Source organism: Bacillus sp. DX3.1 (genome assembly GCF_030292155.1).
In the GTDB taxonomy this organism is placed as follows: Bacteria; Bacillota; Bacilli; order Bacillales; family Bacillaceae_G; genus Bacillus_A.
Window position 1 is genome coordinate 4,068,357 of the sequence record NZ_CP128153.1, and the last position, 14,239, is coordinate 4,082,595.

The following is a 14,239-nucleotide window of genomic DNA, read 5'->3' on the forward strand; positions in this document are numbered from 1 at the left end:
TCATTTCCTTACATCTTGTATACTTTTATACATAAAGTCCATCGCTTCAGTTACTTTGGTTCCAGGATTTGAACCAAATAAATCTGGTGGTAAAATAACGACGCGGTTTTGTTTCACTGCTTCTAAGTTTTTCCACGCCTCGTTTTTCATCATTTCCCCTTCAAATGCTTTTTTCACGCCTGCAGGGTCACCATGTGTAATTAAGAAAATAACATCTGGATTTGCTTCAATAATACGTTCTACACTTAGCTGTGCATATTGCGGATACTCTTTCATTTTTGGGAATTCAGCAGCGATATTTTTCCCGCCCGTTTTCTCTAAAATGTCACCTGATAAAGAATTCGGCAATGCCGCTAAATATGTACCTGGTGCTCCGTATACTAGCAATGCTTTTGCATCGCTCTTTTTCTCGTATTTTTTCATTTGATCATCAATTTTTTGATTTAATTCTTTTGATTTATCTTCTTTTTGCAGTAATGTTCCGTATATATCGATACTCTTCTGAATATCTTTTACAGAATTTGCTGAGGAAATCATCACCTTTGTTCCCTGTCCCTCAACTGTTGGAATACTTTTCTGAAACCCGTTATTGGCCACAAGAAGATCCGGTTTTAAACTAGCAATTTGTTCAAAGTTTGGTTGATGAGCATTCCCAATTACTTGCGCCTTCTTTAAATCGTCTGGGAGTGTTAATTTCGTATCTGGACGACCGACAATTTTACCACCTAATTCATGAATGATATCCATATCTCCTACGCTCAAGGTAGCAAAGCTGTTAGGCGTCCTGTCAAATGTTACTTTTCTGCCTGAGAAGTCGGTAATCTCGATTTGTTTTTTTCCTTTGTCTGTTTTTGTTGCAGACGCTTTTTCGTTGTCTTTTGCATTGCAACCGATTAACAAGAAAAAAACAGATAGAATCGCTGTAAACAGCGTTATATATTTTTTCATTCCCTCACCTCTAATTGATAATAATAATCATTAACTACTATTCCACTTTAATTGATAAAGATTATCATTGTCAATATAAATCGCATACATTTTCTCAAAATTTTACTTATACTAAAAAACGCTACAAAAAGGTATACTCTTTTCGTAGCGTTTTATCTAGCAATCTTATTCATATTCGTTCTCCTCTAACTGATCACGCAACACTTTTACACGTTTGAAAAAGAAAAATGACACACCTAAAAATAAAACAATGGCGCTCATCATGGCAAATAATTGTGGTGTTTCTCTTCCCTCATTTGGAATCAGTAACCCAATCATTAAAAATGAGCCTAGTGCAAGAAGAACTTGACCGAAGCGAATATAGTCTGCTATTTTCTGCTGTAATTCTTTCATACATCTACCACTCCTCCTTCTCACTGTATCATATTCTAATAGTTTCAGAGGCAAGTAAATACAGCCAATGAGGGAGAAGTTTTCCAAAGTAAAAAGAGCCGCATTTCTAGCGGCTCTTTCTCATTCATTACACACCTTTGTATGCCTGCATGTATACTTCTTTTAGCTCTGAAATAAGTGGTAATTTCGGATTTGCAGTTGTACATTGATCTTCAAATGCGCGTTCAGCCAACGTACCAACAACTGCTTCAAATGTTTCTTGCTCTACACCTTGTCCAGCAATACTCATATTAATATTTAATTCTTTTCCCAGTGCAATAATGGCTTGCACTAATGATTCCACACCTTCTGCCACTGTGCTTGCTGGAAGTCCAAGCATTCTCGCAATATGTGCATAACGTTCATCTGCAATAAAGTGCTCATATTTTGGGAACAATGCATGTTTTCTCGGTTTAATTGCATTATAACGGATTACATGCGGCATTAAAATGGCATTTGCACGACCGTGCGGAATATGAAACTCCGGTCCGAGTTTATGTGCCAAGCTATGGTTAATGCCAAGAAAAGCATTGGCAAATGCCATTCCAGCAATCGCTGAAGCGTTATGCATTTTCTCACGTGCCTCTTCATCATTTCCATCCTTGTATGCTCTTGGTAAATATTTAAATACGAGATCAATCGCTTTTAACGCCAAACCATCTGTATAATCATTTGCCATAATAGACACGTACGCTTCAATCGCATGTGTTAACACATCCATTCCAGTGTCTGCTGTTACATGCGGTGGTACCGTCATGACAAATTGCGGGTCAACAATTGCCACGTCTGGTGTTAGTTCATAATCGGCAAGCGGATATTTTATATTGTTCTTTTTATCTGTAATAACCGCAAATGGAGTTACTTCTGAACCTGTTCCTGATGTAGTTGGAATCGCAACAAATTGCGCTTTATTTCCAAGTTTCGGATATTTACATGTACGCTTTCTTATATCTAAAAATTTTTGCTTTATCCCAAAGAATGTTGTTTCTGGATGTTCATAGAACAACCACATTCCTTTTGCTGCATCCATCGCTGATCCACCACCAAGAGCAATAATAACGTCCGGTTTAAAGCTTCGCATCATGTCTGCCCCTTTAAATACGGTTTCATCTGACGGATCTGGTTCTACTTCAAAGAACACCTCTACTTTTACATCATTCATATGTTGACGTAAATAATGCGTTACTGTATCAACATAGCCATGCTCTACCATGCCAGGGTCTGTTACAATGAATGCTCGCGAAATGTTTGGCATATTTGCTAAATACCCTGTTGCATGTTTTTCAAAATAAATTTTGGGCGGCAGTTTAAACCACTGCATATTCTTTTTTCTACTTGCTAGCCTTTTTATATTAAGTAAGTGAGTTGCCGTCACATTTTGAGAAACAGAATTCTTCCCATATGATCCGCATCCAAGTGTAAGCGATGGAATGAACGCATTGTATATATCACCAATTCCCCCTTGTGATGACGGAGCATTCACGATAAGACGACATGCTTTCATACGTAAACCAAATTGTTTTTGTACTTCTTTATTAGTTGAATGAATGACTGCGGAATGTCCTAGACCACCAAGATCCAACATTCCTTCACAATGCTGAAATCCTTCTTCTAAGGAATTTGCTTTTACACAAGCTAATACTGGGCTTAATTTTTCACGAGATAGCGGATAGTCTGCACCCACTCCTTCGATTTCAGCAACGAGCATTTTTGTATCTTCTGGTACTGTAATTCCCACTAATGCCGCAATGTAATGAGCGGATTTCCCAACGATATCGCTATTCACTGCACATGTATTCTCATTGATTACAAGTTTCTCTAATTTCCCCATCTCGTCCTGCGCTACAAAGTAACAATTATTTGCTATCATTTCTTTCTTCACGTCATTGTAGATTTCTTTGTCTACAATAATTGCTTGCTCAGAAGCACAAATCATACCGTTATCAAATGTTTTGGATAAAATTAAATCATTTACAGCACGTTTTACATGTGCTGATTTCTCTATATAACAAGGTACATTCCCAGGTCCTACTCCTAAAGCTGGTTTACCAGTAGAATAAGCTGATTTCACCATTCCTGCGCCTCCCGTTGCCAGAACAAGTGCTACACCTTCATGATTCATTAATTGCTTCGTAGCCTCAACAGAAGGTTTTTCAATCCATTGAATACAGTTCTCTGGCGCGCCTACCTTCACTGCCGCATCACGTAACGTTTTAGCTGCTGCAATCGAACAGTTTTGTGCAGAAGGATGAAACGCGAAAATAATTGGGTTTCTTGTTTTCATTGCGATTAACGCTTTAAACATCGTTGTCGAAGTTGGATTCGTTACTGGTGTTACCCCAGCAACTACACCGACTGGTTCTGCAATTTCTATTATTTCTTCATGAGGATCTTCATGAATGATTCCTACTGTTTTGTCTTTTTTCATACTATGCCAAATGTATTCAGTGGCAAAAATATTTTTGATGCATTTGTCTTCATATACACCGCGGCCTGTTTCCTCAACAGCCATTTTCGCAAGTGGCATATGTTGATCTACACCCGCAAGTGCCATTTCATGTACAATGTTGTCAATTTGCTCTTGTGTAAAACTCTCTAATGCTTGTAAAGCTTCCTGACCGTTCTTCACCAACGTATCAATCATTTCTGTTACTTCTTGCATTTCATTTACAACTTTTTCTTTGACTACCATGTAAATTCCTCCTATTCTGCTTTAGGGACTAATTAAGCCCCTTAGGGTCTTAATTGGTCCCTATTAGCTGAAAAAAAATAGAACTATCTTTTCTACATGAATCCCATTGTTTGTGAAACTTTTCACATATTTATGTGTGAAGTATTATTTCATGTTTTCAATATACACGAAATATTTTCATTTGTGTGTGTCTAATTTGTGAAATGCTTCACAAACATCTAAAATATAATAATGGAAAAAGCACCGCTCCATTCAGCAGTGCCTTTTCTATATAAATCCATTTTGATTTTTCGACATACAGCCGCGGCTATAGATAACAAAAGGTGACCTTCTCTTTGTTTTCACTTGGCACGGGGCAGGAAAAGGATCTGACCGCTTCTATGCATGGCCAGATGCTCTCTCCCACCGAAAAAGAAGGGTTTTATGTCGGTTTTTAATTTGTATTTATATAGCAGTGCTTTTTCTATTAAGCTAACGCTTGTGCTAAATCTTCAATCAAGTCTTCTCCATCTTCAATACCGACAGAAATACGAATCAATGTATCTGTAATCCCTAGTTCTTTTCGGCGATCTGCTGGAATAGATGCGTGCGTCATTTGAGCTGGGATAGAAATTAGGCTTTCTACAGCTCCTAAACTTTCAGCAAGTGTAAAGTACTGTAATTTCTCAAGTAGATAATTTAACGTTTCTTCACTATCGACATCAAATGAAATAATTGCACCATATCCGTTTGCTTGTTCTGTTGCTAATGCATGATTTGGATGCGTTCCAAGACCTGGATAGTACACTTTGTTTACTTTTGGATGATTGTTTAAAAACTCAGCAATCGCACGCGCATTTGCCTCATTTTCTTCCATTCGTATTCCTAATGTTCGTAAACCACGTAATAATAAAAAGCTATCCTGTGGTCCAAGAATACCGCCTGTTGAATTTTGAATAAAATGAAGTTCTTCTGCTAGCTCTGCGCTATTTACAACAGCTAATCCAGCAACAACATCGCTGTGGCCACCTAAATATTTCGTTGCACTGTGAAGTACAATATCTGCTCCTAAAGAAATTGGCGTCTGCCAATATGGGGTCATGAATGTATTATCAATAATTGTTAATAAACCTTTTTCTTTTGCAAATGTAGAAATTTGTTTAATATCTGTAATTTTTAACAATGGATTTGTTGGTGTTTCTGCAAAAATGGCTTTTGTATTTGGACGAACGGCTTCCGCTATTTCTTCTAAGTTTGTCGTATCTACAAATGTATGTTCAATACCAAAGCGATTTAATACTTTCGTTATCACACGATACGTACCGCCATATACATCATCTGTTAATATGACATGGTCTCCTTTTGAAAACAACATGATCACTGCTGTAATAGCAGCCATTCCTGACCCAAAAGCAAATCCAGCATGACCGTTTTCTAGCACGGCAATCATTTCTTCAAGTGCTGCACGCGTTGGATTTCCTGTACGTGAATATTCATATCCTTTATGCTTGCCAACTGCTTCTTGTTTGTACGTACTTGTTTGATAAATTGGTACATTTACAGATCCAGTTGAAGGTTCTCCTATGCGAATACCATGAATTAACTTTGTTTTTGCTCTCATTTTTTATTCCCATCCTTTGTATATATGTTTACTTAAATAACGTTCACTACTATCCGGAAAAATGGTCACGATATTTGTACCTGGTTTTGCTTTTTCCGCTTCTAATAAACTGGCATGAAACGCGGATCCTGAAGAACTACCTACAAGAAGCCCTTCCTTCTGAGCCAACTGTTTTACACGCGAAAATGCATCTCGGTCAGCAATCGTATGAATTTCATCAAAATAGGATGGTTTTAAAAATGGTGGTATAAATTCAAGACCAATTCCTTCTGTTTCATGTGAACCAGCTTCACCACCGTTTAAAATAGATCCCTCAGGTTCTACGATAACCGTCTTAATCGCACTATTTTGTTCTTTTAAATAAGATGCAGTCCCCATAAATGTTCCACCTGTGCCAGCACCTGCTACAAATATATGAATGTCTCCATTCAACGCTTCCCATAATTCTGGACCTAGCGTCTTATAGTAAGCCCGTGGGTTTGCTTCATTTGCAAACTGACTTGGCGAATATGAATTGGGAATCTCTTTTCTCAGTTCCTCTGCCTTAGCAATTGCGCCTGTCATTCCTTTTACAGTTGGTGTATGCACAATTGTTGCACCGAGTGCTTTCATCAGCTCTTGCTTTTCAATACTAAACTTTTCTGGGACACAAACGATAACATGTAAATCATGCTCTAATGCCGCAAGTGCCAGTCCAATTCCAGTATTTCCTGCTGTCGGCTCAATGATGGTGCCACCTGGTTTGATAAGCCCTTTCGAGAGTGCATCTTCAATCAATTCTCTCCCTAAGCGATCCTTCACACTTCCGCCTGGATTATAAAATTCAAGCTTAGCAAATAAACGAACGCCCTCTGGAAGTGAAAAACGAGTAATTTCTACGATCGGCGTATTTCCGATCAGTTCATGAACTCCACGATACACCTTCATCGTGTTTTCCCCCTTACTTGCCAATAAAGAAAAGGCAACTGTATGTATTTTCTTTATATGAGACAGTTGCCTTTTTGTTACATTACTTTAACTCTTCTAATACTTTTACAATGAAGTTTGTAGAATGAAGCGCTGCTTGATCTAAAAATTGATCGAAAGAAACATCTGATTCTTTACCAGCAATATCCGAAAGTGCGCGAATAATTACAAATGGCACTTTATACTGGTAGCATACTTGTGCAACTGCCGCTGCTTCCATTTCAACTGCATAAAGATTTTCAAATTTCTCACGGATCGCAGCAACGCGGTTTGGATCGCTCATGAATGAATCGCCTGTTGCAATCATGCCTTTCACAACTTGAATCTTTTCTTCGGTCTGCATGCATTTTTCTGCTAATGCAACTAGTTCTTCATCTGCCGTAAATCCTGCTGGCATTCCTGGCACTTGACCATATTCATAATCAAATGCAGTTACATCCACATCATGATGACGAACTTCTGTTGAGATAACAACATCCCCAACATTTAAAGATTGGTGGAATCCACCAGCTGAACCTGTATTAATTACTTTTTCAGGTTGATATCTCTCTAATAAAATTGTCGTTGACATAGCTGCATTCACTTTACCAATACCAGACTTCAGCAAGATTACTTCATGTCCCGCTAATGTCCCTTTCGTAAATTCACAGCCTGCAACAGTTTCTGTTTCTGCATGTTCTAGTTTGTCACGTAAAATACGTACTTCTTCTTCCATTGCTCCAATTACAGCAATTCTCAATCTAATCCCTCTTTCTATTGCTTAGTTGCCTCCATTACCCAAACGAAATGATTCAATCTCGTAAATGTTACATGGAAGCCATTGTTTTCAAAAATAGATTGCATGATCGGAATACGTGTATAGTATTCTGTCTGCAAATCATTCGCTAACTGATGAAAACCTCTTTCTTTTGCAGTTTCAACAGTTTTATCATATGCTTCTTGATCTGCAAATATCGTATCAGCAAACACTATTTTACCACCTTTGTTTAGCAATTGACTATACTTCGCAATTGCTACGTCTTTTTCTTCATCTGTTAGATGATGAAATGCATAGGTGCTCACAATTGTATCAATAGAATTGGGAACATCAAAATTGAGAAAATCACCTTCTGTAATTGAAAATTCTTTCGGAAGCTTTTCTTTTGCAATCGTGCGCATTTCACGCGACGGCTCTATACCGTAAACGTTGCGCCCAGCAAGTAATAGTTTGTTTGTTAAATTGCCGGTACCAACACCAAATTCTAATACATTTCCAAATGATTTGTTTACTACATCCTCTAAAATCTCCTCATAATGGACGAAAACTTCTTTATATTGTATATCTTCGCCTTGTACGAATGAATCGTACGTATGAGCCCATTCGTCAAATAAACCATTAAATTCTGTACCCATATGAATTCCCCTTTTTCTTATCGGTTTTATCAGTATAATATGCTCTCTTTACAAAAATGTCAATTGAAATGCAAATGGTATTTCCTTCTTTTCTTTGTTACACTTAACTAGATTATGCAGAAAGGGGCGGTCTTCGTGTCATTTACCTTTGAAATGTTAGAAGATAAAGTAGAATTTTTCGAAGCATCAGACTTAGTTTCTTTAGAAAAAAAAATTAATGAACAAGTCGACAATAACAAAGCACTTATGCTAGAAGTTCATCACATTTCTCATCAAATGGTTATGGATCCTGAGAGCAAAAGACCCTATTATAGTGCAGTTGTTCATTTCAAATTGAAAAAAATGCGCTAAAAAAGAGAGAGGTTGTAATAACCTCTCTCTTTTAGTTTAGAGTTTGAACAAGTGTTGGCTTCCAACCCTCATTTTCTACCCAATCAATATTTACATAATATCTTTTACCGCTTTGTTTATCTTGTACATTACCATATGCTTTTTGTTGACCGTTATTACCAATACGGTGAATGACCAATTGTTCTACTGGAACCTCAATTGCAGAGGAAATCGCTTGTTTCATCTCATTCCAATCTGCTGTTCCTTGTTGAAATGTCATTGCTGGTGACGCACCTTGTTCTGTACCAATTGGCTTCCAAGAAGGCTTTGTGTAAGCTTCAGTTGCTTTTGGTTGTGTTTTTTCAGCCGCTACTTTTTCATTTGCCTTTGCTTCTTCTTCAGCCTTTTTCTTTTCTTCTTCTTTCTTCTGCTCTTCTAATTTCGCCTGTTCTTCTTGCTTAGCTTCTTCTTTGTTTTCTGTTTTCGCAGCTTCTTTAGTTTTCGTTGTTTGCTGCGATACTTTCTTTTTTGGAGAAGACGCTTGCTCTGGTGCATCAGAAGTAAATATTAACTGATATGCTACAACAATTACTGTTAATAATACAATAGCAATTGCAATATTTAAAACACCGTTTTGACGACGTTTTTGTTGTTTCTTTTGGAATCTAGATCCTCCTGCCATTCTTCAAACCTCCATGCAGTTTTTTCTACTTGCTATTGTAACATTAAATGCAAGAAGGTTGAACTATTACCGCGATATTTTCATGAAATGAAAAAATCTAGTAATATTTATTGCCTTTAAAAGATCGTAGATGCCCTATTTCAAATGATAACAATGAAAGAAATGAAGTGCTTGCACTCGATTATACAGGGATACAGGCCTAATGATGGCAATATTACTTCATGTCGTTCTCCCACTGAGCAATATCTTGTACAAATTCTTTGAAAATTGGCGTTACAATATTTTGTTCACTATTTGTTTCTATATCGACAACAACTAAAGCATATCGCGGGTTTTCATACGGAAAATAACCAGCAAACCAGCGATTTACCCGGTTTTCTTTCCCAGTTTGTGCCGTTCCGGATTTTCCAGCAACTGATAACGGTAATGATTGAAAAGAAATTCCCGTTCCATGTTCCATCGTTACAACTTTTCTCAATAACCCTTGTATTTTTTTCACTGTACGATATGAAACTCTTTTTCCTGCTAATGTATGATCTTCAAAACGATATAAAGTTGTTCCATTTTTATACCGAATTTCTTTGACCGCTTTTATTTCTTTCTTCTCTCCACCCCTTGCAATAGTCGCCATCATGTTTGCAATAGCCAATGGCGATAATCGTACATCTTTTTGACCAATTGCCGTTTGAGCAATTGCTTTTTGACTTCTGCTATTCTCTTTATCCTTCCAAACTACCGATTCTTTTTCTTCTGGTAATTGTTTAAATGAAGAAGTATGAAAGACAGTTCCCTTCCAACCAACCGTTTTACCTGCCCCTAGAGCCTCTGTATAGGTCTCTATTACTCCCTTATCCCTTTTCATCAATTCATTACCAAGCACAGCAAATGTTCGATTACAGCTTCTTACAAAGCTCTCTGTAAAGGTTCGCTTCCCCATCATTATTTCTGCTTTATTCTCTCCATATGGATCCGTATCACAGTCGAACATACGATGAGGGTAAACAAGATCATAATCAATTGCTGCAGCTGCAATAACGGTTTTAAACACAGAACCTGGAAAATGCGGTGTAAGCATTTGATTTTCCAACCTTTGTTTATATGACTGGTTGTCATTCATCTGCACAGAGGGTTTGCTCACCATTGCTACTATTTCATTCGTTTTTACATCAAGTAGTAGCAGCCCCCCTTTTTTTAATTTGTATTTCTGTACAACCTCTTCCGCCTTTTTTTGCAACGTCTTCTCTATCGTCGTTTGGACTGTCACTGGATAAAATGGATTAGCAGGAGACGTATATTTAACCCGCTTTCCAAAAATCGGTTCTCCCTGTCGATCCACATGATATAGTAACTTCGCTTCCCCATCTGCAACTAAAAACTCATCAAATGATTGCTGTAATCCAGAAATTCCAATCGGTGTTTTGCTTGCAAATTGTTTTATTTCTCCATATCTTTTTTCAAATTCCTTTTCGTTTTCTCCCGCTACGCCAATCAGATGCTCTGCTATATTCGGTGTTTGTTTCATTTTCATTTCGGTTGCTACAATACCTAAAATGTCGGAACGATTCACTTTTTCCATCTGTTCTTTTGTTAATTTATATGGCTTTTCACCTTGTTGAAATATAAGTGGCTTACTTCTACTATCTTGTATTTGTTTCTTTATCTCTCGCTGTGATACACCAATCATATGTGCAACCTGCTCTAGTATTTCGTTTTTCGTTTGTAAAAATGGAAACACAATTAAAGCTGGATATCTTTCTTCTCCCAGCTCTTCTCCATTCCGATCAATAAAATGTCCCCGTCCATCATCTACGACAACAGCCTGTGTGCGCTGAGTAACACTTCTTTCAATCAAATTAATATGCTTATCTGTAAATGATTCGGTGGCGATCAGCTGAATTTGTACGAGTCTACCGAGTAAAATAAGCATCATACATGAAAAAACTAGCAAGGTGATAATAATTCGTTGCTTCATCTTCATAAAAAACACCTCGTCTTTCAGTTTGGACGAGATGTGATTCTTTTTATACAGAAATGTTTTCCTTTTTTATTCCTTCAAAATACACTACCTACTATAATGGATGAAAAAGAGAGGTGAAGTGGTTGTTATATAATCAACTGATGGAACAGGTTGTTTTCTTTACTCCTTTTATTTTTATTATCATCTTCCTTATTCTTTCCTTCAAAATATCCTATAGGAGACGATTTATTCCTGGACTTTCCTTATTACTTCTTACTTTCATATCTTTTATTTGCATCGCACCTTTTGCTTACCAAGAAGGAATTGCTTATATTATCGTATTTTATGTACTCTTATTATTTTTCGGTGGCATTCTAATTCTTGTCGCTGTTTTGTTTCGAAAACAAAACAAATAAAAAAAGTTCCTTCATACGAATATGAAGGAACTTTTTTATTATTTTACAGAGACGATCTCAACTTGCATTTCTCCGCCTGGTGTTTGAATCGCTACTTTTTCACCAATTTGCTTACCAAGTAAGCTTTTGGCGATTGGAGAGTCATTAGAAATTTTACCTTCAAATGGATCTGCTTCCGCACTACCAACGATTGTATAAGCTTCTTCTTCTCCACCTGGTAATTCTTTAAAAATAACTGTTTTACCTAATGTTACGACTGTCGAAGCTTCACCGTTATCTTCGATGATAACTGCGTTACGAATCATATTTTCTAGCTGTGTAATGCGACCTTCTACGAATGCTTGCTCATCTTTCGCTGCGTCGTACTCAGAGTTCTCAGAAAGGTCACCGAAGCTACGCGCAATTTTAATACGCTCTACAACTTCTTTACGTCTTACTGTTTTTAATTGTTCAACTTCATGCTCTAACTTTTGTTTCCCCTCAAGTGTCATAGGGTATGTTTTTTCTGTTGCCATGTTTTCCACTCCTTTTATATACCAATCCCCCGAAAAAAAGAGGAGTTCAATATGAAAACTCCTCCGCCTTATCATATAGCGGAGGTTTCTAGCGCAATGACACTAGTGGAGTTGTCACATACAACCCCGTATTTTCCCAATTCTTCCTTATCCCGTAAAAGCCCGATTAGTTCAACTAACCACCAATGGGGAATGTAGAAACTCCCCCACTGGTGGAAGTTTCACTTTATATAAAGAAGATATGTATGGAAAGTTGATATAAATATGCCCTCACCTATAGAAAGGTGAGGTTGCATGTTTCATTGTATTCGATAGGAAGGGAAAAAATCCCTTCCTATCGTATATCTTTTACTATGCTATTACAAATTCACTTTTTGTTCAAGAATTGTTGCAATTTTTGTGACCATAATATCGATAGCAACATGATTTTGTCCACCTTCTGGGATAATAATATCCGCGAATTTCTTCGAAGGCTCAATGAATTGATTATGCATTGGACGCACAACATTTACATATTGTTCAATAACGGAATCCATTGTACGGCCGCGTTCTTTAATATCGCGTTGCATACGACGTAAAATTCGAAGGTCAGCATCTGTATCAACAAACACTTTAATATCCATTAAATCACAAAGGCGTTGATCTTCTAAAATAAGAATACCTTCTAAAATAATTACATCTTTTGGCTCAACTGGAATAACTTCTTCTGAACGTGTATGCAATGTATAGTCGTACACTGGTTTTTCAATTGGATCATATGCAAGCAATTGATTTAAATGCTCGATTAACAAATCATTATCAAATGCTAATGGATGATCGTAATTTGTTTTTAAACGCTCTTCCATCGGTAAATGATCTTGATTTTTATAATAATAATCTTGTTCCAAAATTAAAATCGAATGACCTTGAAACTGATCAAAGATTGCTTTTGTTACACTTGTTTTACCAGATCCTGAACCACCAGCAATTCCAATTACAACAGGCTTGTTCGTCCCCATTCAACTACCACTCTTTCTTATTGAAGTATGCTTTTTCGCATCATGTTGTTCACATACACTGGTTGATCCACTTTGAATTTCACGATCTGCAACGGATGTCTTGCTGCATCTAATTCGTTTCCATCCTCATCCCAAATTTTTTCCACCGTTTGTGTAAAGTTTTCTATTTCTGGTCCAAAGAACTCGACTTCATGACCTGGTTTGAAGTAGTTACGCTGTTGAATTGTTACAATGCCTGTTTCTTCATTATAATCTAACACTAAACCAGCAAAATCATACGTTGTTTTCTTACTATGATTTCCATACATTTGTTCTTGATATCCAGGAACTCCCTCAAAGAATGCAGGAGCTGTATCACGATTTGCACATTTATCAAGCTCGTCTAACCATTCTTGTTGGAACTCGAAATTATCTGGATCTGCACAATACGCGTCAATCACTTTGCGGTATACAGTTGCAACAGTTGCAACGTAGTGAATGGATTTCATGCGTCCTTCAACTTTCAAGCTGTCAATCCCAATTTCAATCATTTTCGGAATAGATAGTATAAGGTTTAAATCTTTTGGACTCATTGCAAAATGAGCATCATCTTCCTCAAATAAAGGCAGTTCTTGTGCGTCTTTATGTTGTGATACAGTTTGAATTAAGTCATAATCCCAGCGACAAGACTGACAACAACCACCACGGTTAGAGTCACGTGCTGTCATATGGTTACTTAACGTACATCTTCCGGAATACGCAATACACATCGCACCATGGACGAACGCTTCAATTTCAACATCGACTTTTTCTTTAATTTCTTTCATTTCTTCATAGCTTGCTTCACGAGCTAATACAAGACGATGTAATCCTTCTTCTTTCCAATACTGAGCAGCTTTCCAGTTGGACAACGATTGTTGTGTACTTAAATGCACTTCAACAGACGGAGCCACACGTTTACACGTCTCAATAATAAGAGGATCTGCAACGATGATACCTGTTACACCTGCTTTTTCAATTCCTCTTAAATAGTCTTCTAGTCCATCCGTATTTTCATTATGCGCAAAGATATTTGTTGTGACATATATTTTCGCACCATACTTTTTTGCAAATGTAACGCCTTCTGCCATTTCTTCTAGCGTAAAGTTACCTGCATTCGAACGAAGACCAAATTCTTGTCCACCTAAATATACAGCATCTGCACCATAATGGATAGCTACTTTTAATTTTTCTAAGTTACCTGCAGGGATTAACAACTCAGGTTTTTTCACAATAACACGTTTTCCATCTATTACACGTGAAATTTCTTTTACTGTCATTTCCTACACCCTC

The 14,239-nt window shown here is 37.2% G+C and carries 14 protein-coding genes; 2 read left to right on the forward strand and 12 right to left on the reverse strand.

From position 1 onward, the window contains the following. From QRE67_RS20440 to QRE67_RS20470, 7 genes are all read right to left on the reverse strand, one after another. On the reverse strand, positions 1–948 hold the full coding sequence (locus QRE67_RS20440; protein ID WP_286122034.1) for a helical backbone metal receptor: 948 nt from the start codon (positions 946–948) through the stop codon (positions 1–3). A gap of 165 nt (positions 949–1,113) precedes the next feature. Next, positions 1,114–1,341 (reverse strand): YrhC family protein, encoded by a 228-nt coding sequence (locus QRE67_RS20445; protein WP_286122035.1) that lies wholly within the window; start codon positions 1,339–1,341, stop codon positions 1,114–1,116. 127 nt (positions 1,342–1,468) lie between these two features. Continuing rightward, entirely contained in the window at positions 1,469–4,072 is a 2,604-nt protein-coding gene (gene adhE / locus QRE67_RS20450) for a bifunctional acetaldehyde-CoA/alcohol dehydrogenase (RefSeq protein WP_286122036.1), read from the reverse strand. A gap of 466 nt (positions 4,073–4,538) precedes the next feature. Next, complete coding sequence (locus tag QRE67_RS20455; protein WP_286122037.1) at positions 4,539–5,672, reverse strand: bifunctional cystathionine gamma-lyase/homocysteine desulfhydrase; 1,134 nt, start codon at positions 5,670–5,672, stop codon at positions 4,539–4,541. Between the two features lie 3 nt (positions 5,673–5,675). After that, positions 5,676–6,599, reverse strand: a complete 924-nt coding sequence (locus QRE67_RS20460; protein WP_286122038.1) for an O-acetylserine dependent cystathionine beta-synthase — start codon at positions 6,597–6,599, stop codon at positions 5,676–5,678. Between the two features lie 82 nt (positions 6,600–6,681). Continuing rightward, complete coding sequence (mtnN, locus tag QRE67_RS20465; RefSeq protein WP_286122039.1) at positions 6,682–7,377, reverse strand: 5'-methylthioadenosine/S-adenosylhomocysteine nucleosidase; 696 nt, start codon at positions 7,375–7,377, stop codon at positions 6,682–6,684. Between the two features lie 14 nt (positions 7,378–7,391). After that, entirely contained in the window at positions 7,392–8,030 is a 639-nt protein-coding gene (locus QRE67_RS20470; RefSeq protein WP_286122040.1) for a class I SAM-dependent DNA methyltransferase, read from the reverse strand. 135 nt (positions 8,031–8,165) lie between these two features. On the opposite strand from QRE67_RS20470, the gene QRE67_RS20475 reads away from it, so the two are divergent. Further along, the gene (locus QRE67_RS20475) at positions 8,166–8,381 is read left to right on the forward strand and encodes a YrzA family protein (RefSeq protein WP_286122041.1); all 216 of its coding nucleotides are present in this window, start codon (positions 8,166–8,168) and stop codon (positions 8,379–8,381) included. Positions 8,382–8,412: 31 nt separating this feature from the next. Here the strand turns inward: QRE67_RS20475 and QRE67_RS20480 are convergent, their stop codons facing one another. Both QRE67_RS20480 and QRE67_RS20485 read right to left on the reverse strand, forming a co-directional pair. Further along, positions 8,413–9,042: a YrrS family protein gene (locus QRE67_RS20480; protein ID WP_286122042.1), complete on the reverse strand. Its 630-nt coding sequence runs from the start codon at positions 9,040–9,042 to the stop codon at positions 8,413–8,415. A gap of 214 nt (positions 9,043–9,256) precedes the next feature. After that, positions 9,257–11,020, reverse strand: coding sequence for a peptidoglycan D,D-transpeptidase FtsI family protein (locus QRE67_RS20485; protein WP_286122043.1), 1,764 nt, complete (start codon positions 11,018–11,020; stop codon positions 9,257–9,259). A gap of 113 nt (positions 11,021–11,133) precedes the next feature. On the opposite strand from QRE67_RS20485, the gene QRE67_RS20490 reads away from it, so the two are divergent. Beyond that, positions 11,134–11,415, forward strand: a complete 282-nt coding sequence (locus tag QRE67_RS20490; protein WP_286122044.1) for a hypothetical protein — start codon at positions 11,134–11,136, stop codon at positions 11,413–11,415. 38 nt (positions 11,416–11,453) lie between these two features. Here QRE67_RS20490 and greA read toward each other — a convergent pair whose 3' ends face one another. The 3 genes from greA to QRE67_RS20505 all read right to left on the reverse strand — a co-directional run bounded on the left by greA (position 11,454) and on the right by QRE67_RS20505 (position 14,226). Then, positions 11,454–11,930 (reverse strand): transcription elongation factor GreA, encoded by a 477-nt coding sequence (gene greA, locus QRE67_RS20495; protein ID WP_286122045.1) that lies wholly within the window; start codon positions 11,928–11,930, stop codon positions 11,454–11,456. Between the two features lie 359 nt (positions 11,931–12,289). Then, entirely contained in the window at positions 12,290–12,928 is a 639-nt protein-coding gene (gene udk / locus QRE67_RS20500; RefSeq protein ID WP_286122046.1) for a uridine kinase, read from the reverse strand. A gap of 17 nt (positions 12,929–12,945) precedes the next feature. Continuing rightward, positions 12,946–14,226, reverse strand: coding sequence for a peptidase U32 family protein (locus tag QRE67_RS20505; protein ID WP_286122047.1), 1,281 nt, complete (start codon positions 14,224–14,226; stop codon positions 12,946–12,948). Positions 14,227–14,239 lie beyond the last annotated feature (13 nt).